This is a genomic window from Methylobacterium sp. 391_Methyba4 (genome assembly GCF_029691625.1).
GTDB lineage: Bacteria > Pseudomonadota > Alphaproteobacteria > Rhizobiales > Beijerinckiaceae > Methylobacterium > Methylobacterium fujisawaense.
The window spans coordinates 1,383,805-1,404,267 of sequence record NZ_CP121475.1; the positions used below are offsets into that span (position 1 = coordinate 1,383,805).

At 72.2% G+C, this 20,463-nt stretch carries 17 protein-coding genes; 7 read left to right on the forward strand and 10 right to left on the reverse strand.

What is annotated here, in order from left to right:
• Positions 1-310 precede the first annotated feature (310 nt).
• Genes coxB through P9K36_RS06675 form a run of 7 tightly spaced genes read right to left on the reverse strand, consistent with a single transcriptional unit; the run spans position 311 to position 9,022 of the window.
• On the reverse strand, positions 311-1,276 hold the full coding sequence (gene coxB / locus P9K36_RS06645; protein ID WP_043354179.1) for a cytochrome c oxidase subunit II: 966 nt from the start codon (positions 1,274-1,276) through the stop codon (positions 311-313).
• Positions 1,273-1,761 carry a hypothetical protein gene (locus P9K36_RS06650; RefSeq protein ID WP_043354181.1) on the reverse strand — a complete coding sequence of 163 codons (489 nt, stop codon included), beginning with the start codon at positions 1,759-1,761 and terminating at the stop codon, positions 1,273-1,275. Before P9K36_RS06650 ends, coxB begins: the two co-directional genes overlap by 4 nt.
• On the reverse strand, positions 1,758-2,819 hold the full coding sequence (locus tag P9K36_RS06655) for a hypothetical protein (protein ID WP_278306706.1): 1,062 nt from the start codon (positions 2,817-2,819) through the stop codon (positions 1,758-1,760). The genes P9K36_RS06650 and P9K36_RS06655 overlap by 4 nt, the downstream gene beginning before the upstream one ends.
• Positions 2,816-3,361, reverse strand: coding sequence for a cytochrome c (locus P9K36_RS06660; RefSeq protein ID WP_278306707.1), 546 nt, complete (start codon positions 3,359-3,361; stop codon positions 2,816-2,818). The genes P9K36_RS06655 and P9K36_RS06660 overlap by 4 nt, the downstream gene beginning before the upstream one ends.
• Positions 3,358-5,382, reverse strand: a complete 2,025-nt coding sequence (locus P9K36_RS06665) for a quinol:electron acceptor oxidoreductase subunit ActD (RefSeq protein WP_043383409.1) — start codon at positions 5,380-5,382, stop codon at positions 3,358-3,360. The genes P9K36_RS06660 and P9K36_RS06665 overlap by 4 nt, the downstream gene beginning before the upstream one ends.
• Before the next feature lie 2 nt (positions 5,383-5,384).
• A complete protein-coding gene (locus P9K36_RS06670) occupies positions 5,385-8,366 on the reverse strand; it encodes a TAT-variant-translocated molybdopterin oxidoreductase (RefSeq protein WP_278306708.1) in 2,982 nt (993 codons plus the stop codon).
• The gene (locus P9K36_RS06675; RefSeq protein ID WP_043345872.1) at positions 8,363-9,022 is read right to left on the reverse strand and encodes a cytochrome c3 family protein; all 660 of its coding nucleotides are present in this window, start codon (positions 9,020-9,022) and stop codon (positions 8,363-8,365) included. Before P9K36_RS06675 ends, P9K36_RS06670 begins: the two co-directional genes overlap by 4 nt.
• Before the next feature lie 385 nt (positions 9,023-9,407).
• Between P9K36_RS06675 and P9K36_RS06680 the strand changes: the two genes are divergently transcribed.
• The 3 genes from P9K36_RS06680 to P9K36_RS06690 all read left to right on the forward strand — a co-directional run bounded on the left by P9K36_RS06680 (position 9,408) and on the right by P9K36_RS06690 (position 14,506).
• Positions 9,408-11,993, forward strand: a complete 2,586-nt coding sequence (locus P9K36_RS06680; protein WP_278306709.1) for an ABC transporter ATP-binding protein — start codon at positions 9,408-9,410, stop codon at positions 11,991-11,993.
• A 172-nt stretch (positions 11,994-12,165) separates the two neighbouring features.
• A complete protein-coding gene (locus P9K36_RS06685) occupies positions 12,166-13,359 on the forward strand; it encodes a murein L,D-transpeptidase family protein (RefSeq protein WP_278306710.1) in 1,194 nt (397 codons plus the stop codon).
• 205 nt (positions 13,360-13,564) lie between these two features.
• On the forward strand, positions 13,565-14,506 hold the full coding sequence (locus P9K36_RS06690; RefSeq protein WP_278306711.1) for an MBL fold metallo-hydrolase: 942 nt from the start codon (positions 13,565-13,567) through the stop codon (positions 14,504-14,506).
• A 9-nt stretch (positions 14,507-14,515) separates the two neighbouring features.
• On the opposite strand, the gene P9K36_RS06695 is transcribed toward P9K36_RS06690, so the two are convergent.
• Complete coding sequence (locus P9K36_RS06695) at positions 14,516-14,698, reverse strand: hypothetical protein (protein ID WP_236952875.1); 183 nt, start codon at positions 14,696-14,698, stop codon at positions 14,516-14,518.
• Positions 14,699-14,944: 246 nt separating this feature from the next.
• Between P9K36_RS06695 and P9K36_RS06700 the strand changes: the two genes are divergently transcribed.
• Both P9K36_RS06700 and P9K36_RS06705 read left to right on the forward strand, forming a co-directional pair.
• On the forward strand, positions 14,945-16,189 hold the full coding sequence (locus P9K36_RS06700; protein WP_278306712.1) for a complex I NDUFA9 subunit family protein: 1,245 nt from the start codon (positions 14,945-14,947) through the stop codon (positions 16,187-16,189).
• A 26-nt stretch (positions 16,190-16,215) separates the two neighbouring features.
• Positions 16,216-17,232 (forward strand): GDP-mannose 4,6-dehydratase, encoded by a 1,017-nt coding sequence (locus P9K36_RS06705; RefSeq protein WP_278306713.1) that lies wholly within the window; start codon positions 16,216-16,218, stop codon positions 17,230-17,232.
• A 28-nt stretch (positions 17,233-17,260) separates the two neighbouring features.
• On the opposite strand, the gene P9K36_RS06710 is transcribed toward P9K36_RS06705, so the two are convergent.
• Positions 17,261-18,040, reverse strand: coding sequence for a class I SAM-dependent methyltransferase (locus tag P9K36_RS06710; protein ID WP_278306714.1), 780 nt, complete (start codon positions 18,038-18,040; stop codon positions 17,261-17,263).
• Between the two features lie 88 nt (positions 18,041-18,128).
• Between P9K36_RS06710 and P9K36_RS06715 the strand changes: the two genes are divergently transcribed.
• Both P9K36_RS06715 and P9K36_RS06720 read left to right on the forward strand, forming a co-directional pair.
• Positions 18,129-18,584 carry an Rrf2 family transcriptional regulator gene (locus tag P9K36_RS06715; protein WP_043383423.1) on the forward strand — a complete coding sequence of 152 codons (456 nt, stop codon included), beginning with the start codon at positions 18,129-18,131 and terminating at the stop codon, positions 18,582-18,584.
• A gap of 141 nt (positions 18,585-18,725) precedes the next feature.
• Complete coding sequence (locus P9K36_RS06720) at positions 18,726-19,103, forward strand: PH domain-containing protein (RefSeq protein ID WP_043345852.1); 378 nt, start codon at positions 18,726-18,728, stop codon at positions 19,101-19,103.
• A 153-nt stretch (positions 19,104-19,256) separates the two neighbouring features.
• Here the strand turns inward: P9K36_RS06720 and P9K36_RS06725 are convergent, their stop codons facing one another.
• Positions 19,257-20,462 carry a CaiB/BaiF CoA-transferase family protein gene (locus P9K36_RS06725; RefSeq protein ID WP_043345863.1) on the reverse strand — a complete coding sequence of 402 codons (1,206 nt, stop codon included), beginning with the start codon at positions 20,460-20,462 and terminating at the stop codon, positions 19,257-19,259.
• Position 20,463: the final 1 nt, after the last annotated feature.

The following is a 20,463-nucleotide window of genomic DNA, read 5'->3' on the forward strand; positions in this document are numbered from 1 at the left end:
TTCACAGGTCTGAGGCGGACATCGCCGCTGGCGACAGGGCGCGACGGGCCCCCTCTCCCGGGCGGGAGAGGGTTGGGGTGAGGGACGAGAAGGATCAGGATCGAGCACACCCTTGAAGCATCGACAGGTCGCGCCTCGTCTGGAGCGTTCTCATCCCTCACCCTGTCCCTCTCCCGCTCGGGAGAGGGGACCCGCGCTCGATCCTGAAAACGCAAGGCCAGATCGGAGGTGTGAGACCGCGAGCAGGGCGAAGAACTGGTCCGGTGCACCTTGCGATCCGACGACTGAATTCTCAGGTTGACGCAGCTCATCATCGTGTCGCGTCCGCGGCTTTCGAGGTCGGATAGGCTTTCAGAAAGTCGATCAGCGTGCCGAGCTCGTCCGCCGGAATCCGGCCGGCGAAGCTCGGCATCACCTGCTTGCCCCCGCCGGCGAGCCGGTCGCCGTTCGGATTCAGGATTTTCTCGCGCAGCCACGCCGCGTCGGCGGTGACGGTGCGGCCGTCGGCGAGCCTCACCTGCGACCCGAACAGGCCCGCGAGGCTCGGCGCCTTCACGGACGTGCCGGGCTCGTGGCAGCCGGCGCAGCCATAGGCCTCGTAGAGGGCCCGGCCCGCCGCGATCTTGCCCTGCTGCGCGCCGGCATGGGTCAGCCAGTCCTGGTAGTCGCCGGGGTTCATGAAGGTGACCTCGCCGCCCATCACGGAGTGGTCGGTGCCGCAATATTCCGAGCAGTAGAGATGGTAGGTGCCGGTCTTGTCGGCCTTGAACCACAGGTCGGTGTAGCGGTCGGGCAGGGCGGCGACCTGCATCCGCACGGCCGGCAGGTAGAGGGCGTGGATCACGTCCTGGCTGATGATGTGCAGGCGGATCGGCTGGCCGATCGGCAGGTGCAGGTTGTTGATCTCGGACTGGCCCGTCGGGTGCTGGAACTTCCACATCCATTGCCGGCCGATCGCCTCGACCACCATGGCGTCGGGAGGCGGGTTCTTCGACTGGATGAACAGCTTCGCGCCCCAGACGAAGAAGATCAGCGTCAGCAGGAACGGGATCAGCATCCAGCTGATCTCGATCAGGTTCGAGCGGATGCCCGAGGGGCTCCGGTCCGCCTCGGAGCCCTCGCGGTAGCGCAGGGCGAAGTAGGTGATCGCCACGAAGACCGGGACGGTCAGGAGCAGCGTCAGGACCGTGAAGGCCAGGATGAGCAGGTCGGTCTCGCTCGCGGTGGCGGAGACCGCCGCCGGCCAGAGCTGGAGGGAATCGTGGCTCGGCGTCATCGCGCAGCGGGCTCCGCCGGTTCGAGGGACCGGCCGACGATCAGGTCCATGGCGCGCCCGATCGGGATTCGGGCGCGGGTCCGGGCTTCGTCCCGGTAGCCGTAGCCGGCGAGAGACGCCTCGGCCGCCGCCCGCGCACGGTCGATATCGGCGTATGGGTCGGCCTGAAGGTTCGGAGGCGGCGGCGCCAACTGCGTGGTCTGCTGCGGCGTCAGGGCCGGCAGGGCCCGGCGCTGACGCGCCGCGAAGGTGTCCATCAGCCAGATCATCGTCCCCACGACCGCCAGGACCGTGAGCGCGAGGCCCGCCATCACCATCACGGTGTTGCGGACATTGACGTCCCGGGTCTCGTGCCCGGGCTCATTCGGATCGCGCTGGGTGTTGGCAGCCGGACGGGGCGGCCGCCCGTTCAGGAGCCCGCTGCCGCGCAGGGTCAGCCCGGCAAGGATCGCCGGGATCAGCCCGGAGGGGCCGTCGGCGCTCATGCCGGCCTCCCGGCGCGCCGGGCGTCGGAGGCCACGCGGTCCGCTCGCGGCCGCAGCACCGGCCGGAGCGCGGCCGCGAGGCATGCCACGGCAGCGGCGGCGAGCACGTCGCTCGGCCGGAGGACGAAGCGGTCGCGCACCGCCGGGGTGATCAGCCAGAACATCTCCAGGGCGTGGACGGCCACCGCCGCGCCGGCCAGGATCCGGGTGGTCGGGCGTCCCGGCCGGAGGGTCGCGAGCCCGGCCAGCACGACGACCGCGCCGGCCACGACCGCCAGCGCCCGCCCGACCCAGCCGCCGCGGGCGAAGTACCACGTCACCTCGGGCGGCAGATTCGCCGACCAGACGATCAGGAACTGGACGAAGTGCAGATAGGCCCAGAGGCCCAGAAGCACCACGAGGGGCACCAGCCGGCCCCGTCCGGGCGCGGTACGGCCGCGGCCGACGGGCTCCGGCTCCTCCCAGGCGAGGAGGATCGCCGCCGCGAAGGCGAGGCCGCTCCAGGCCGTCATCACCAGGAGGCCCAGAAGGGTGGAATCGAGCCGCGGATCCAGGGAGGCGACGACGTCGGTGACGAACAGCGTGCCGACGACCGCGTGCAGCCCCACAGCCGGCACGGTCCGCCCCTCGCCGGGGGCGTCGAACGGCCTGGCGAACCTCAGCGCCAGCCAGGTCCAGGCTGCGAGATAGACGATCGCCCGGATCGCGAAGAACGGCACCGTGAACCACAGGGCGGCCAGCGGCGTGCGCGCCGGAGCGCTCACCCAGGGATAGAGCAGGGGCGTGGCGGCCAGAAGCGGCAGCGACAGCACGGCCGCGACCGGCATCAGCGCCATCAGCCGGCGCAGACCCGCCAGCATCTCGATGCCGCCGCGCTCGCGGACCCGCTTGCCGAAACGCTCGGCGACGATGACCACCGGCAGGGCGCCGACCGACAGGGCGAGAAGGACGAGCCACGCCGCGAGATACGAGGCCGCGGCCCCGCGCCAGCCGCCCGCGAGCAGGCAGACGGCCAGGAGGACGAGGCCGGCGAGGCCGAGCAGGGCGGGGCGCCTCACGGCGTCGCCTCCAGGCGGGTGCGATCCTCCGGGGGCAGGCTCGCCACCGGGATATCCTGGCTGAGCTGGAGAGCGCGGAGATAGGCGATGATCGCCCAGCGGTCTGCCGAGGGGATCATCTGGGCCATGCCGAACATGGACTTCCGGCCGTTCGAGATGGCGTCGTAGAGCTCCGCCGCGGAGGCCATGCGCACGGGCTCCGCCGTGAGATTGCCGGCGGAGGGAAATCCCCGGGCGACGATCATGCCGGCGCCGCGCCCGTCCTGCCCATGGCAGGGGGTGCAGAAGACTCCATAGCGTTCCCGGCCCTGGTCGAGCAGCGCCCGGCTGATCGTCTGCGGCTGCGGCGCCGTGCGGGCCGGATCGATCCGCGGCACGGTGCCCGCCACCGGCTGGCGCATGGTGATCTCCCGGGGAAAGAACGGGTTCTTGTCCCAGGTCTTGGCCCGGGCCTGATCGGCCATGTCGGCCTCGCCGCAGGCCCCCAGCGGCGCGAGGGCGAGGAGGGCGAGCGGCACGGTGCGGAGGGCGGCGCGCCTCATCGCGGGATCCGCCGGAGCTCGAGGGGACGCCCGGCCTCGGCCGGCAGGGCCGCGAGCCGCCGCTCGATCCGGCCTGCGTCGAACCGGTCACCCCGCGCCTCCGCGGAGAGGAAGAACCGGTCCTCGGAAGCCCGCAGGAAGCCCGGGATGTTGAAGGCCGGGTGATTCAGGCGGGGCAGGCGGTTGAGCACGAGGAGCGCGAAGTGGATCGCCACGCAGCCCGCCATCATCGCGACGGAGACGCTCGGCACCACGAACGAGGGCCAGGACAGGCGCGGGCGCCCGCCGATCAGGAAGACGTAATCGTAGGCCGTGGCGTAGAGGCACAGGGCGAAGAAGCCGACACCGCCGAGCAGGGCCCCGGCCAGGGCGTAGGGCAGGATCGAGCGTCCCTCCAAGCCCAGAGCCCGCAGGGTGCGGGGCATCGGCACCGGCCCGTGCCCGTCGAGATGGACGTGATCCGGACTGATCCCGGAGACCGCCTGGAGGGCGGCGGCGAGGTCGCCCTGACTCGCGAAGGTCGCGGACACGCCCCACAGGGGCGCGGTGACCGGGTCGTCCTCCGGGCGACCGGTGGCGCGGGATGCGGCCGCGCGGGCCGCCTCCTGTGCGGCCGGCGACACCATCAGGGCGAGGCGGCGGCTCTCCACGATCGACACGGCCGGCAGGTAGCGCAGGAACAGGAGGAGCAGGGTCAGGAACAGGCCCACCGAGCCCGCGAAGGTGGCGATGCCCCAGACATCCGTCGTGTAGGGCAGCCGCGAGGACGGCAGGAAATCCTGCGTCAGGGTGACGACCAGGACCATGACGTGGTCGGCATAGGCGCCGATCGCCACGAGAAGGCCCACCACCGCGATGGCGACCGGCGCCGTCCGGGCCCGCGCCGACCACAGGATCTGTGCGGGCAGGACGAGGCACAGGATCGCCGTCCAGGACACGAGGGCATGGTCGCCGGTCATGCGCCGGACCAGGACGCCGCGCCCCGCGGCGTCGCCATTGAGGAACGTGTCGAAGTATTCGGCCGCGTAGCAATAGGCGCTGGCGCAGCCGAGACAGAGCAACAGCCGCCCGAGCACGTCGAGATGGCGGTCCGTCACCAGGGCGCCGAGGCCGTAGACGAGGCGGATCAGCATCACGATCACCGCCGTGACGCCGACGCCGGAATAGACCGCATTCACCAGGAAGCTCACCGGCAGCAGCGTGCTGTGCCAGCCCGGCATCAGCGAGCCCGCCAGCATCACCGAGGCCCCGGTCTGGACCGAGACCACCAGCAGCACGCCGAGCAGCGCCACCGTCCGGTAGGCCTGAACCCAGATCTGCCAATGGGCCGCCGAGCCGCGCCAGCCCGAGGCGAGGATGCCGTAGACCTGCGCGCGCAGCAGCGCGCGCTTCCGGGTCGCTGCCTTCGTCTCCCGCTGGCGCATCGCCTCCGCGTGGGCACGGTCGCGCAACGTGGCGAGGTCCGGCAGCAGGCCGATGAACCAGAGGCTCACGCAGATCACCAGGAAGGACACGATGTCGATCGCGTCCCAGAGGAGTGGCGAGCGGAACTGCGGCCAGAGATCGTAGGTGTTGGGGTAGGGCAGGTTCCAGAAGAAGAACCACGGCCGTCCGAGATGGATGATCGGGTAGAGCCCGGCGGCCGCGGTGGCCAGCAGTGCCAGGGTCTCGGCCACGCGGTTCACCGCCCCGCGCCACTCCGCCCCGAGCAGGAGCAGGATCGCCGAGACCAGCAGGCTGCCGGACGCGACGCCGATCCACCAATCGTAGCTCGCGATGTCGAGGGCCCAGACGACGGCGTTGTTGTTCGCCCAGATGCCGGGACCGGCATAGAGCAGATAGCCGAGGGTGAGCACGAACAGGCCGAGGAGCGAGGCCGCCGCCGCGAAGGCGATCCACCAGCGCCGGTTCCCCGGATGCGTCAGCGGGATCGCCGTGACCGCGCCGCCGATCCCCTGAAGGGTCTCGTCGGGCCGGATCAGGGGGCCGGGCTGCGGACCACCGGAGAGGGGGCCGGCCATGCTCAGCCCTCCCGTCCGTTCGGATCCGCGGCGGGCGCGAGCCCGGCGAGATAGGTGGTGCGCGGCCGCGTGTTCAGGTGGCCGAGGAGCGCGTATTCCCGCGTGTCCCGCCGGGCGGCCGAGACCCGGCTTCCCGGATCGGCGACGTTGCCGAAGGTGATCGCCCGGGTCGGGCAGGCGCCCTGGCAGGCGGTCTCCACGGCCCCGTCGGGGATCGGCGCGTGGGCGTCCTTGGCCGATGTGATCCGCGCCGCCGTGATGCGCTGGATGCAGTAAGTGCACTTCTCCATCACGCCCCGGGACCGGACCGTGACCTCGGGATTGCGCTGCTGCTGCTCCACCGGGGTCATGCCGCCGGTGTAATCGAGGTAGTTGAAGCGGCGGACCTTGTAGGGGCAGTAGCTCTGGCAGGTGCGGGTTCCGACGCAGCGGTTGTAGACCTGCAGGTTCAGGCCCTCGCTGTCGTGGAGCGTCGCCTCCACGGGGCAGCCGAGTTCGCAGGGCGCCTGCTCGCAATGCATGCAGGGCACCGGCTGGAAATGCGTCGTCGGCGCGTCGAGGTCGCCCGCGTAGTAGCGGTCGATCCGCAGCCAGCCCATCCAGCGGCCGAGTTCGACCTCCTCGCGCCCGACCACGGGGATGTTGTTCTCCGCCTGACAGGCGCTGACGCAGGCGTTGCAGCCGGTGCAGGCATCGAGATCGATGGCCATGCCCCATTGCGCGGCGACCCAGCGGTCCTGGCTCTCGGGGGGCGGATAGAACGAGGCGGGCGTCGGCGCGCCCTTCGGATCGCCCACGGGTGCGGCGCCCAGAGCCTGCACGCGCACGAGATCCTGACCCTCCATCGTGCCGAGATGCTGGGTGGTGACCGGCCTGCGCTGCTGTCCGGTCTTCGTCAGCCGGGCGCTGGCGAGACCCCAGGGAGAACCCGGCGGCCGCAGGGGCGCGGGATCGTAGCCGAGGCCGCGGGCGAGGTGGTCCGGGACGTCGCGGCCGTAGCCCAGGGTGAGGGTCACGGTGGTGTCGGCCTGCCCCGGCAGAATCCAGGCCGGACCCTCGACCGCGCGGCCGCCGGCCTCGACCCGCAGGATGTCGCCCGTGGCGATCCCCTCGCGCTCGGCGAGGCGCGGGCTGAGCGCGATCACGTTCTCCCAGACCACCTTGGTCAGGGGCTTCGGGAGCTCCTGCAGCCACGCGAGGTCGGCATGGGTGCCGTCCCAGATCGTCGGATCGGGCCGGAACAGCACCTCGACCCCGTCGGCGGCCGGCGCGGGCGACGAAGCCGCTGCGGGGGCGGCTGCCGCCGCCTGCGTCAGCGCCACCGTCTCGGCCGGACGCGCGCTGTCCGCCCAGAAGCCCAGGCGCAGGGCCTCGGAGAAGCGGGCTTCGAAGGCCGCCTCGTCCTCGCCCGGGTTCCGACCCTGCGCCTTGAGGAGCCCGAGGGCGTCCTGACCGCCCTCCCCACCCTCGCCGCTCGCCAGGAAGGCCAGCATCTCCGCGAGCGTCCGGCCGTTGTACAGGGGGGCGACCGTGGGCTGGATCAGACCCACCGTCCCGTCGAGGGACCGGATGTCGCCCCAGGATTCCAGCGGGTGGGCGGCCGGCAGATGCCAGTCGGCATGCGCACCGGTCTCGTCGTAGTAGAGTCCCGCATGGATCTTGAGGGGCACGCGCGCCATCCGGGCGGCGAAATCGAGGGCGCCGGGCGCCTCGTAGACCGGGTTGGCGCCGAGGACGACGAGCACCTTGACGGCACCCTGATCCATGGCCTCCGCGAGATCCGCGAGGGTCCCGGCGCCCGTCTCCGCCACGGGCGCCGTGTGGACCAGGGTCGCGCCGGTGTTGCCGAGGGCGCCGTTGAGGCGGTGAACCAGCGCGTGCAGGTCCGGGCTGGCGGTCAGGCCGGCGGTGACGATGCCGCTTCCCCGGGCCTCGGCGAGGGCCGTCCCGGCGCTCCGCGTCCAGCGCGCGACGGGATCGTCGCCCGCCGGGGCCGCGCCGCCCGCGGCCAGATTGAGCAGGTCCCGGGCGAGGGCCTCCAGCCGGCCGGCCGGGACCACGAGCCCCCGATCCGCCTTGGCGCTGGTCAAGGTCGGTGTCGGCGCCGCCGCGTGGAGGGTGAGGAGGCGGCCCTCCGCGTAGGCCGCCCGCCGTGCCTCGCTCCAGCGCCGCGACAGGCCGACCTGACCGGGTCCGAGATCCAGAAAGTCGCCGTCCAGCGCCACGATGGTCCGGGCGCGACCGAAATCGGGGCGGGTCTCCAAGGGCCGTCCATAGGCCTGGCGAGCGCCCTCGTAGATTCCGTCGCGCCCCGCCCCGGCGCCGACATACCAGCGGAGCGCCGGGTAGGCGGCCCGCAGCCGCGCGAGCTGGGCCGCCACGCCGGGCGAGGTCACGGGGCCGGTGAGCAGGGCGAGACCCTCGCCCCGGCTCTCGCGCCAGCCCGGCATCCGACCCTGCAGGTCTGCCCGGAACGCCGCCCAGGAACTCGGCCGGCCGAGATGCTGCACCGCCTGGGAGCGGAACGGGTCGTAGAGCCCGAGCACCGAAGCCTGGGCCAGCACGTCGGTGCCGCCGCGGCTCCAGGGATGCTCGGGGTTGCCCTCGATCTTCAGGGGCCGGCCGTTGCGCGTGGTGACCAGGATGCCGTTGCCGAAGCCGTCGAACACCGCCGAGGAGGCGTAGGACAGGTCCGTGCCGGGCACGATCCGCTCGGGCTGATTGACGTACGGCACCTCGTAGTCGCGACCGCCGCCCCCGCCGCAGGCGGTGAGGCCGCCCAGCGCGAAGGAGGCGGCCATCAGCTTCAGGAAGCCGCGCCGCTCCGGGGCCGCGGCGAGCCGGGACGCCGACGGGAACTCGGCCGCCAGATAGGCGCGGAACTCGGGGCTGTCGGCCACGGCGTCGAGGCTGCGCCAGAAGCGCGGACCGTCGCCGTCGGCGAGTTTCGCGCGCAGGGCCGCGATGTCGGGGGCGCCGGTCATCGGTGGCAGATCCCGCATTCGGTCAGCCGCTCCCCGCCGCGGATATGGTACTGGGCCACGAGCTTGGGGCCCAGAGTCGCTTGGTCGGAGGGCGGCGTCCAGGTCATGTTCCAGACCTGATCCGGCGTGCGGACGTACTTCTCCGGCGCCCGGTGGCAATCGAGGCAGAACTGCATCTCGAAGGCGTTGGCCCGGTAGGTCATCTGCATCGCCGTGACGTCGCCGTGGCAGGTCGAGCAGCCTATCCCCTTCGTCACGTGGACGGAGTGATTGTAGTAGACGTATTGCGGCAGCTTGTTCAGCCGCTTCCATTCGAGCGGCTTGTCCTGCGCGTAGCTGTCGCGCACCGGCTTGAGCATCTCGGAGCCGGTCCAGATCTGCGAGTGGCAGGTCATGCAGGTATGCGTCGGCGGGATGCCGGCGGTGGCCTCCCGGTCGACCGTGGTGTGGCAGTAGCGGCACTGGATGCCGAGTTCGCCGGAATGGTGCTTGTGGCTGAACGGCAGGGGCTGGGCCGGCGCGACCCCGACGCCCGTGACGTAGTTCGAGCGCACGATCCCGGCCGCCAGAACCGGGAGCCCAACCAGGCAGGCGACGCCGGTCATCAGAGCGAGGCGGTAGAGCGCGTCGGCCCCGGGCGTGAACAGCTGCGCCATCAGGCCGACCCGTAACCGGCGAAGGCCGGGAGATGGCGCTCGGTCTTCTCAGCCCCTCGCCGCAAGCGTCGCCCCACCCTCTGGTCCCGGTCGAAATCGTGCGGTGCGCCGGCCGGCCGCGCGATACGGCTCGGGCGCCCGCGGCGATCAGGCTTGGAAATCCCGCGCCTCGCAGATGCGAGCCACGGCCGCGCCATGCCCCATGGTTGTAACGCTGGAGCGCTTCCAAACCAGAGCCACAACCGCAAACAACCCGGCCGACATGTCGCAGCGGCCGGCGGCAAGGTCCGCGCAAGGGAAGCCCGCGCCCGCGACTCTTCCCGTGACCGGCGCGAACGCCTATGCCCGCGCGACGGTTGAGACGCCCGATCCTGTCCGGAGACGCATGGAATCCGATCCTCTCGTCCTGACGTGGCGCGCCGCGCGGCCTCAGCACACCGCGGCGGCGGCCCTCGCGGTCGGGATCGGCGCGCCGCTCTGCGCGCTCGCGCTCCTGTGCCTGCGCGACCTGATCGCGGTCCTGCCGCGCGACGAGGCGCCGGTGCTGCCCTTCCTGCGCGTGGCGGTCGCGCTTCCGGGCGGAGAGCTGGTGCTGGCCCCCGGCATCCCGATGCGCCCCGCCGAACTCGAGCTCACCGCCTTCCTGTGCATCGCCGTCTGCGCCCTGGCCCTGGCGGGCCTCGGCTGGTGCGTGGCGCGCCTGTGCTTCAAGGCGCAGAACAAGGCTGGGGACGCCGTCCGCGAAGGCGTTCTGCGGGCGATCCTCGACGCCCCCGCGGGCGCCCGGGACGAGGCGCGCAGCCTGGCCCGGATCGTCGGAGAGGTGCTGGCTCGAGCCGACCGCCTGCTCGCCGCCGGCATCGTCCTGCCGGCGATGACCCTCGCGGCCCTGATCCTGGCCCTCGGCTTCGCGGCCCTGGCCGCGCCCCGGCTAATCCCGGCGGCCGTGATCGGACTGGCGGCGATCGGACTCGCCTACGGCTTGGTGCTCGAACGGGCGCGCGACCGGCAAGAGTTGCGCCTGCGCTCCAGCGCGCGGGCGGAGGAGAACCTGAACGACCTCGTTCGGCGGCTTCCTGCCGTGCGCAACCACGGAGCGGCGGCCATCGAGCGCAGGCGTATCGCCGCCCGCGTCGCCGCGATGCGGACCAATGTCGGTCGCGCCGAGGCGCGGCTGGCCTACGCCCGGGCGCCCGCCCTGGCGCTGGCGGTGATCCTGCCGGCCATCGCCGCCGGCACGGCATTGTGGCGCTCGGCGCCAGGGCAGCCGCCCGCGGCCCCGGTGGATCCGGCCGCCCTCCTGGCGGCCGTCGGCGCCTTCGGCCTCGCGGGCTGGCTCGCCGCCATCTGCGCGCGGTTCTGGATGGTCCGCCGGTCGGTGCGCCCGCGCCTCCGCGACCTCGCCCGCATCATCGCGTCCCTCGAGGGGCGGCGGGCGAGGGCCGCCCGGATTGGTGCGGCCGCATTGCCGCTGCCCCGGTCCGGGATCCTGGCCACGGAAGGCGTCGGAGCCTTCGATCCGGCCACGGGCGAGCGCCTGACCGGCGTCGCCGTGGCCGTGACGATGCCGGGCCACGTGGCGATCACGGGCAGCCGCGGCAGCGGCGCCCGGGCGCTGGCGGCGGTGCTGGCCGGGCAGGTCGAGCCGACGGCCGGGGCCGTCACCTATGCGGGCACGGACCTGCGCGACTTCGACGCCGCGGAGCGCGCCAGGCGCATCGCCTTCACGTCGGGGGAGGCGATCCTGATGGAGGGCTCCCTCCGGCAGAACCTGCTCTACGGCACCGATCCGGCGACCGCGCCCGACGACATCGCGCTGATCGGCATCAGCCGGCTCACCGGGCTCGACGGCTTCGTATACGCCCGCGGGCTGACCGGACGGCTCGATCCGACCGCCCAGCCGCGGCTCGCCGCCGCGATCGTCACCGCCCGCCGGACCATGCGAGTGGCGCTGGCCGCCAAGGGCGCCGAGCGCCTCGTCGAGCCCTTCGATCCCGACCGCTACAACAACCAGGCGAGCATCGGCGAGAACATCCTGTTCGGGGAGCCGGTGGGCGGCACCTTCGCGCCCCTGCGTTTCGCCCGCCACCCCTATCTGCGGGCGGTTCTGGAGGCCGAGGGGCTGGTTCGCCCGCTCACCGAGATCGGCCTGTCGGTGGCCCGCAGCACGGTGGAGATCTTCGCCGACCTGCCCAACGACCATCCCCTGTTCGACGCCTATTCGCTGTTCCAGGCGGCCGAGCGGGGCTATTTCGAGGATCTCGTGGTGCGCCTGCCCAACGCGGCGAGCCTGCGCCGGGGACCGGCGGGCCAGCGCGACCGCTTGCGGTTGATCGGCCTGGCGCTGCGCTACAACGAATCGCGCCACCGCTTCGGCCTGATCGACGGCCCGTTCGAGGAGCGCCTCGTCCAGGCGCGGCGGTCCTTCGCACGGATGCTGCCGCCCCACCTCGCGGGCGCGGTGGAGTTCCACGACCCCTCCCGGGTCAATCCGGCCGCCAGCCTGGAAGAGAACCTCCTGTTCGGCCGGATCAGCCTCGGCGAGGCCAATGCCGAGCCGCGGGTGCGCGAACTGGTGCGCCGGGTTCTGGCCGACGAGGGCCTCGAGGCCTCGGTCTATGGCCTCGGCCTCGACAGCAAGGTCGAGGCTCAGCCCAGCACCGGGGCTCTGGCGGACGGCGCGATCAATGCCCGCGAACGCGTGGCGATCGAGCTGAGCCGCTGCCTCGCCCGTGATCCCGACATCCTCGTGGTCGCGGTCGCGATGGACGAGCGGAAGGTCGAGGGCGCACGCGAGCGCCTCGCCCAGCTGCGGCAGGCGCGGGCCGGGCGCGGCCTGATCGTCTGCCTGCCCGAGACGAGTCTTGCGGAGAACGCCGCGCCCTTCGACGCGGTGATCGCCGTGGAGAACAGCGCGGTCATCGCACCCGTCCCGGCCGCCGCCGAGCGGGACCCCGCACCGGCAGCCTGACAGGACGTCACGTCACGATCCGCCGGCGCCGTCGGCCTTCCGCGCGCAGCGGGACAATCCAGCGGGGTCGGGCTGACCGGACGCGCAGCCTCATGGCCGCCGCAATAATCCGTCAGGCCGCGAGGCCGCGCCTGTCCGGCAGCCATCCCGGCCGATCCAGCGCGGACGGTTCATGCCCCTGTCGACCTCGATCCCCCTCGCTGCCGGCCTCGTCGTGCTGGTCCTCGCCGGTCCGGCCGCCGCGCAGGCCGGCAAGGCGGAGGCGCCGATCCCCGCCGCGACCCTTGCCCTGATGGCGCAGAAGGGCGTGACGGCCGCCTCGCCGGTCCTGTTCCGGGCCTACAAGAAAGAATCCGAGATCGAGGTCTGGAAGAAGGGTCGCGCCGGCTACGTCTTCATCAAGACGTTCCCGATCTGCCGCTGGTCCGGCCAGCTCGGGCCCAAGCGCAAGAGCGGCGACCGGCAGACCCCGGAGGGGTTCTATACGGTGCCCCGGCGTCAGATGAACCCGAACTCGCACTACTACCTGTCCTTCGACGTCGGATATCCGAACGCCTACGACCGGGCCCATGGCGGAACCGGGTCCGCCGTGATGGTCCACGGCATCTGCTCGTCCATGGGCTGCTTCGCCATGACCAACGGTACGGTCGGCGAGATCTACGCCATCGCCCGGGACGCGCTGAACGGCGGGCAGGCGGCCTTCCAGTTCCAGTCCTACCCGTTCCGGATGACCGCCGAGAACATGGCCCGCCACCGGACCGACCCCAACATCGCCTTCTGGCGGGAACTCAAGGCCGGCTCGGACCGGTTCGAGGCGAGCCGCGAGGAGCTGCAGGTCTCGGTGGTCGCCGGCCGGTACGCGTTCGCGCCTTCGCGGGATCCCGCCATCGAGGCGGCGGTCACCACCCGCCGGGCGGTCGAGGAGGCGCGGATGACCGCGCTCGCCGAGGCGGGCGAGCCCGCCGTGCGCACGACCTATTCCGACGGCGGCCAGAACGCCTTCTGGGCGGCCTACACGGCCCGGGGCGGGGCGGTCGGCGACATCAGCCGGCCGGAAGCCCTGGCCTTCGCCGGCCAGGAGGTGGTGGTCGTGCCGGGCCATCGCGCCCATCGCCCGGTGCCCGACACGGTCTGGGCCGGCTGGGCCGCGCCCGAGTCGGGCCTGTCGCCGCGGCAGATGGCGGGCTTCGTCCCGGTCTACGAGCGCGCCCCCGATCCGTTCGGGGCGCTGGTCGCGCCGCTCCCGACCCGCTACAGCGACGCGCTTCCGTCCTGGCTGGCCGCCGGCCTCGCCGGATCGGGCTCCGGACGCCCGATTCTGGCCGGTTCGCCGGGCGGTCTCCTGGCCTCGGCCGAGGCGCTCTGAGCATGCGAGGGTCCGGTCAAGCGTCCCGTGCGTGTGCGCGGACGCACATCACGACCGCCTGCGGCACACCAATTCATGATACGGTAGGGGATGAGCGGTACACCTGCTCCGTCGGCCTGCCTTATTCAAAGCTACCTTCCCGGAACGGCGACGGGGTTTCGATCATAACCGATCGGGACCGACTGTCCGCGGATTCGTGATCGCCATGTCGAACAGTTCCGAGCCGACTCTCCTGACGGCCGACCAAGACCTCGTACTCCGCTTCTGGGGCGTCCGCGGCTCGACGCCCGTCAGCGGCCCGCAATACGCCGAATTCGGCGGCAGCACGCCCTGCATCGAGGTGCGGTGCGGCCAGCGGATGTTCATCGTCGACGCGGGCTCGGGCATCTACAATCTCGGACAGGGTCACCGGACCGATCTGCCCCGGGAAGTCGACCTGCTGTTCAGCCACCTGCATCTCGACCACACCGCGGGGCTCCCCTTCTTCAAGCCGGCGGTCCTCGACTGCGACCGGGTGATCAACACCTATTGCGGCAACCTCGGCGGCGAATCGGCCGGCCCGACCCTCGACCGCCTGTTCGCGCCGCCGCTGTTCCCGGTTACGCTCGACAGGCTGTGCTGCACCTTCCGCCACCACGGCTTCGAGGCGGGGCAGACCCTGACCTTCCCGGACGGGACGCGGGTCGCCACGATCCTGCTGAACCATCCGCAGGGCTCCGTGGGCTACCGGTTCGAGCATGCCGGCAAGCGCCTGTGCCTGATCAGCGACATCGAGCACAGCGACCCCTGGCCCGATCCCAACCTCGCCGCCTTCGTGGCCGACGCCGACCTGATGGTCTACGACGGCATGTTCACCGACGGGGAGTATCCGACCTGCCGGGGCTGGGGCCACTCGACTTGGCAGAAGGGCGTGGAGCTCGCCCGGACGGCGGGCGTCAAGGCGCTCGGGATCATTCACCTGCACCCGGCCCATTCCGATACGGCGCTGCGCGACATGGAGGCCGACATGCAGGCCGAGATGCCGACCGCATTCATCGCGCGCGAATGTCAGAGCCTCACGGTCGGGGCTCCCCGGGCGGTCCGCGGCCGTCCAAACGGGCGTCCGGCCGTGGCGCGGGAGATGCGCCGCCGGATCAAGGTCGCCTGAGCCGGCGGATCAGGCGGAGTGCCGCCTGCGGGTCCGGCTGTACCGGGACCACGCGAACAGCACGAACAGCGCGACGCCGATGATCAGAATGCTCCAGCCGTAGTTGCTGACGAGCTGCGCGTCGATCGGGTGCCCGACGAACCCCAACGCGACCAGCAGGCCGAACACCGCGATCGCCGCGGAAACGAGCATCCCTACAATCATCGAAGTCCCCGGCGCGTCCCGTCCGCGCGATTCGGCAGGGCCGTACGGTGGGTAAGAATGCTTGGCGGCCGCACCCGTTCCAGCGTCCGGCCCTCTGCCGCGCCGGTCATCGGCCCCACGCTGTTCACCGGAATGGCGCGGCGGCTCATTCGGCGGCTCCCATCGCGACGAAGTTAGGCTAAGTAGGCCGCCTGACGGCGCCCCGGGGCGCGCGAGGAGCTCGAGACCACGGCGATGAGCGGCCAAGAGAACACGACGGCGCCCGCGGCGGCGCACACGAGTCCGGAGACGCAGTCCGCATCCGCCGCCACGCCGGGGCTCCTGCGTCCGCAGGACCAGCTCGTGACGATCTACGGCGGCTCCGGCTTCCTGGGACGGCACGTGGTGCGGGCGCTGGCCAAGCGCGGCTACCGGATCCGCGTCGCGGTGCGCCGGCCGGACCTCGCGTTGTTCCTGCAGCCCCTGGGGAAGGTCAACCAGATCGTGGCCGTCCAGGCCAACCTGCGCTACCCGGACTCGGTGGTCCGGGCCGCCGAGCGATCGGACGTGCTGATCAACCTCGTCGGCATCCTGCAGGAGACCGGCTCCCAGAGCTTCGCGCGGCTGCAGGTCGACGGGGCCGAGGCGATCGCCCGCGCCGCGGCGCGCCAGGGCGCCCGGATGATCCACGTCTCGGCGATCGGGGCCGATCCGGCCTCACCGTCGGTCTACGCGCGCACCAAGGCGGAGGGCGAGGCGCGGGTCTTCGCCGCCTGTCCGGACGCGGTGGTGTTCCGGCCCTCGCTGATCTTCGGGCCCGGCGACAGCTTCTTCAACCGCTTCGCCGGCCTCGCCCGGGCGCTTCCGGTTCTCCCGCTCGCCGGCGGCCAGTCCCGCTTCCAGCCGGCCTTCGTGGGCGACGTCGCCGAGGCGATCGCCCGCGCGGTCGACGGCACCGTGGCGCCCGGCAAGGTCTACGAACTCGGCGGCCCGGAGGTGGGCACGCTGGCGCACTTCGTGCGCTACATGCTGAAGACGATCCGGCGGAAGCGGGTGGTCGTGGACCTGCCTGCGCCAGCGGCCAAGCTCCAGGCCCGCATGCTGGAGATCGCCGACACCCTGACCTTCGGCCTGCTGCCGGATTCGCTGAAGCTGACCCGCGATCAGGTGACGCTGCTTCAGAACGACAACGTCGTCTCGGAGGCCGCCAAGACCGAGGGTCGGACCTTCGAAGGCATCGGCATCACGCCGACCGCCGCCGAGGCGGTGGTGCCGGGCTATCTCTGGACCTTCCGCAAGGCGGGGCAGTTCGCCACCGACCAGGACGAGTCGTACCTGTCCGAGGTGCCGGACACGCTGGCATCGAAACCCCTGGCGGCCGGCTCTCAGCATCGGCCCCAGACCGCCTCCGGCCCGGCGATCGGCGCCGATGCCGGCAGCTCGCCGGGGGCCGGGCAGGGCAGCAGGGGCGTGCGCTGGGGAACTCGGAAACCGGGCTAGGTGACGGCCCGCGCCCGGATCGCGCCATGAGCGCGCCCTCCCTCCACGGATCCGGCGGCCCGGCCGCGCGGCGCATCCTCGTCACCGGGGCGGCCGGCTTCGTGGGCGTCCACGTCCTGCCGCTCCTGGCGACGATGAGCGCGGGAGCGGGCGATTGCGTGGCCGGGATCGGGCGGGGGCGGGCGCCGCACCTGCCGGAGGGTGTCAGCTACGCGGCGATCGATCTCCTCGACGAAGCCGCGCTCAGCGGCTTCGTGGCGCGCTTCCGGCCGACCGCGATCCTCCATCTGGCGGGCCTCGCCTCGGTGGCGGATTCCGCCAGCGGCCCGGGCCAGACGTGGCGGGTCAACGTCAACGGCCTGATGAACCTCGTGGCCGCGGTGGAGGCGGTGCCGGGCTGCACCTTCTTCTTCGTCAGTTCCGGCGAAGTCTACGGCAGCGCCTTCCTGGCGGGCCATGCCCTCAGCGAGGCGGTCGAGCCCCTGCCGCGCAACACCTACGCCCGGTCGAAATGGGTGGGCGAGCAGCTGCTCCGCGACCTGCTGCCCCGGATCGGCGTGAAGCTCGTCGTGCTGCGGCCGTTCAACCATATCGGCCCCGGCCAGGACGAGCGCTTCGTCGTGGCCTCCTTCGCGGGCCAGATCGCCCGGATCGAGGCCGGCCTCGTGCCGCCCTGCCTGGAGGTCGGCAACCTCTCCTCCTACCGCGACTTCCTCGACGTCGCCGACGTGGCGAACGCCTACGCCGACCTGATCGGCCGGGCGGACGCCCTGGCGGACGGGAGCGTGTTCAACATCAGCTCGGGCCAGCCGCGGACGATCGCCAGCGTCCTCGAGGACCTGCGCGCCCGGGCCCGGGTCCCGTTCGAGATCCGCATCGCCCCGGAGCGCGTGCGGCCGACCGAGATTCCCCTGGCCGCGGGCGATGCCGGCCGCCTCCACGCCGCCACCGGCTGGCAGCCGCGGGTCTCGTGGGACGCGGCCCTGACCCGGGTGCTGGACGACGCGCGGGCGCGGCTGTCGGACGCGCGCAAGTCCGGCTGAGGCGCCGGGTTTGGCGCCACCGCGGCGCTCAGCGCTCCGCGACGGCGATCAGGGCGGTCGAGGGGATCGGCAGGACGGGTCGATCGCCCGCCATGCGCCGCGCCTCCGCGATCACCGCGGCCCGGTCGGCCGCGCTCAGGTCGACCCAGTCCGGCGACAGGCCGAACACCGTGTCGGGGTCGTCGAGCATGGCGACGTCGAGCGCGTAGTCGAAGGTCACCCGGTCGATCCGGGGGGCTGCGTACCCGGCCGCGACCAGCGCCCGGGTGAACCCAGCCGGATCGCCGAGCGCGCGCACCCCTTCGGGCATCGCCCGGCTCTCGCGCTCGGGGAACAGCCTGCGACGGATCTCGCCGAGCAGCAGGAACGTCGCCGCGCCCTGGTCCTGCCACGTGGCCACGACGCCCGATCCCCCGGGCCGCGTCACGCGCGCCATCTCGGCGAGGCCCTTCCGCCAGTCGGGGAACATGATCACCCCGAAGATCGAGAACACCGCGTCGAAGCCACCGTCGGGCAGGGCGAGGGCCTGTCCGTCCATGACCCGCGCGTCGACATTGGGCAGTCTCGCCCCGGCGATGCGCGCGACCATGCCGGGCGAGAAGTCGACCGCGAGGACCTGCGCCCCCGTCCGCGCCGCGGCCAGCGCGAGGGCACCGGTGCCCGCCGCGACGTCGAGGACGCGGCTGCTTCCGGTCAGCGGCACCCGCGCGAGCGCCGCCTCGGCGAAGCGCGCCGTGAACGGATGGGCGGTCGTCTCGTAGTGCTCGGCGACCCTGTCCCACCGATCCGGGTTCTCGAACTCGCGCACCGCTTCAGCTCCGCTCCATCACGTAACTTGATAAGTATCGTGATGGCGCACGGTTGCCAATCCCGAGTCCGGTGTGATGGATCGACGGGTGCGCACCGACAGCCGCCTCTCCCGAACGCTCCATGTGCTGCTTCACATGGCGCGCCACGACGGACCGATGACGTCCGAGGCGATCGGGCGGATGCTCGGGACGAATCCCGTGGTCGTCCGCCGCACGATGGCCGGGCTCCGGAACGCGGGCTACGTGACGTCGGAGAAGGGGCACGGCGGCGGATGGACCATCGCGGCGGACCTGAACGCGGTCTCGCTGCTCGACATCCACCGCGCGGTCGGCGGGCCACGCATCTTCGCGATCGGCAGCGATCGCGCGAACCCGGCCTGCGCCGTCGAGAAGGTCGTCAACGCGGCGGTCGAGGACACGCTGCGCGAGGCCGAGGCTCTCCTGATCACGCGGCTCGGTTCCGTCAGCCTCGCCGAGCTCGCGCGAAGCTTCGACGCCCGGTGCCGGCCCGAGGGGGCATCGGACACCTCGACCTGCGCGTGACGGCGGGCGCGGCGGCGGGCATCGCCGCGCGCGACCAGGCTCGCGGTCGGAACGGAGTGTCGGATCGCGGCGGGCGCTTGCCGCGCCGACGGTCGGGCGCCATGCTCCGCCTCGACGCGGACCAGCACGAGATGATCGGCCATGGGCCTTCTGGACGGATTGCTCGGACACGGCTCGGCCGTCGATGCGGCCTCCCTGGAGCGCCGGCTCGACGGCATCCTGATCGACGGCGAGACGGCGCGGCTCGCCTTCAAGATCATCCGTGACGTGTTCGTGTTCACCGAGCGCCGCGTCATCCTGATCGACGTCCAGGGCGTGACCGGCAGCAAGGTCGAGTTCCTGTCGGTGCCGTACCGCGCGATCGTGCGCTTCTCGGTCGAGACCGCCGGTACGTTCGACCTCGACGCCGAGTTGAAGATCTGGGTCTCGGGCGCGGCGGAGCCGATCCAGCGGACCTTGAAGAAGGGCGCGGACATCCGGGGCATCCAGCGGGCCCTGGCAGAAGGCGTGCTGCGCTAGCCCACGGCCCGACCGCGCGGATGATGGCCCGCTCCGACCCGCGGCGAGCCGTCCACGGCACGCGACGGCAGGAGGCGACCTGCAGGAGGCGACCTGTAGGAGGCGAGCTGCAGGAGGCGACCTGTAGGAGGCGAGCTGCAGGAGGCGACCTGCCTACCGGACCACGCCCTTGGCCCGCAGCGCGTCGCGCGCGCCCTCCGGATAGTCCAGCTCCTCGGCCAGGATCTCGGCGCTCGAATCCCCGAGGCCCGGCGGCATGCGCCGCACCGGCAGCCGGCGGCCGTCGAGCCTATAGGGCGGGGCGATGACGTGGGCATTGCCGGGCGCCGTCACCACCAGCCCGGCCTCCTGGGCCCGGTCGCAGGTGAGCGCCTCGCGCAGGCCCATCACCTCGCCGCAGGGGATGCCCGCGGCCCTGAGCCGCGCGATCAGCGGCGCGCGCTCCCACTTGGCGAGTTCCGCCTCCAGCACCGGGATGAAGGCGGCGCGGTTGCGCGACCGATCGAGGTTGGTGGCGAAGCGCGGGTCGGCGACCCAGTCCGGCCGCTCCAGCACCTGCTCGCAGAAGCGGCGGTACTGCCCGTTGTTGCCGACCGTGATCACCACCGGCCCGTCGCCGGCCTCGAACACCCCGTAGGGCACGATCGAGGGATGGGCATTGCCGTAGCGGGGCGGATCGATGCCCCGGGCCAGTGCCTCCAGGCCGTAATAGGAGGTCAGCGCGACACCGCAATCGAACAGAGCGAGGTCGATCGTCTTGCCCCGTCCGGTCCGCTCCCGCTGGTACAGGGCCGCCAGCACGGCCTGGGCCGCGAACTGCCCGGTGAACAGATCGACCGCCGCGACCCCGAACTTGAGCGGCGGCCCTCCAGCCTCGCCGTTGAGCGCCATCACACCGGATTCACCCTGCACGACGAGGTCGTAGCCGGGTCGTCCGGCCTCAGAGCCGTCGGAACTGTAGCCGGCGATCGAGCAGTAGATCAGGCCGGAATTTTCCGCCGACAGGTCGCCGTAGCCGAGGCCGAGCTTCTCGGCCCCGCCGGTCTTGAAGTTCTGCACCAGGACATCGCTCTCGCGCGCGAGCGCCTTGACGATCGCCAGCCCGTCCGGGGTGGCGAGATCGATACCGATAGAGCGCTTGTTGCGGTTCACGCTGTCGAAATACGAGGTGTTGCCGGGGCTCGTGGGCACGCCCCAGTCGCGGGTATCGTCGCCGCGCTCCGGGTGCTCGATCTTGATCACGTCGGCGCCGAGATCGCCCAGCACCTGCGCGCACCACGGCCCCGCCAGGACCCGGGACAGGTCGAGGACGCGGATCCCGGCGAGCGGCAGGTCGTCGGTGGCGGATTCGGCATCCATC

What these genes read in the sequence shown, in the direction of transcription:
- P9K36_RS06725 (WP_043345863.1), bottom strand. Translation starts at nt 20,462, where the DNA reads ATGGATGCCGAATCCGCCACCGACGACCTGCCGCTCGCCGGGATCCGC.
- P9K36_RS06680 (WP_278306709.1), top strand. Translation starts at nt 9,408, where the DNA reads ATGGAATCCGATCCTCTCGTCCTGACGTGGCGCGCCGCGCGGCCTCAG.
- P9K36_RS06690 (WP_278306711.1), top strand. Translation starts at nt 13,565, where the DNA reads ATGTCGAACAGTTCCGAGCCGACTCTCCTGACGGCCGACCAAGACCTC.
- P9K36_RS06665 (WP_043383409.1), bottom strand. Translation starts at nt 5,382, where the DNA reads ATGGCCGGCCCCCTCTCCGGTGGTCCGCAGCCCGGCCCCCTGATCCGG.
- P9K36_RS06660 (WP_278306707.1), bottom strand. Translation starts at nt 3,361, where the DNA reads ATGAGGCGCGCCGCCCTCCGCACCGTGCCGCTCGCCCTCCTCGCCCTC.
- P9K36_RS06650 (WP_043354181.1), bottom strand. Translation starts at nt 1,761, where the DNA reads ATGAGCGCCGACGGCCCCTCCGGGCTGATCCCGGCGATCCTTGCCGGG.
- P9K36_RS06720 (WP_043345852.1), top strand. Translation starts at nt 18,726, where the DNA reads ATGGGCCTTCTGGACGGATTGCTCGGACACGGCTCGGCCGTCGATGCG.
- P9K36_RS06700 (WP_278306712.1), top strand. Translation starts at nt 14,945, where the DNA reads ATGAGCGGCCAAGAGAACACGACGGCGCCCGCGGCGGCGCACACGAGT.
- P9K36_RS06685 (WP_278306710.1), top strand. Translation starts at nt 12,166, where the DNA reads ATGCCCCTGTCGACCTCGATCCCCCTCGCTGCCGGCCTCGTCGTGCTG.
- P9K36_RS06695 (WP_236952875.1), bottom strand. Translation starts at nt 14,698, where the DNA reads ATGCTCGTTTCCGCGGCGATCGCGGTGTTCGGCCTGCTGGTCGCGTTG.
- P9K36_RS06705 (WP_278306713.1), top strand. Translation starts at nt 16,216, where the DNA reads ATGAGCGCGCCCTCCCTCCACGGATCCGGCGGCCCGGCCGCGCGGCGC.
- coxB (WP_043354179.1), bottom strand. Translation starts at nt 1,276, where the DNA reads ATGACGCCGAGCCACGATTCCCTCCAGCTCTGGCCGGCGGCGGTCTCC.
- P9K36_RS06670 (WP_278306708.1), bottom strand. Translation starts at nt 8,366, where the DNA reads ATGACCGGCGCCCCCGACATCGCGGCCCTGCGCGCGAAACTCGCCGAC.
- P9K36_RS06675 (WP_043345872.1), bottom strand. Translation starts at nt 9,022, where the DNA reads ATGGCGCAGCTGTTCACGCCCGGGGCCGACGCGCTCTACCGCCTCGCT.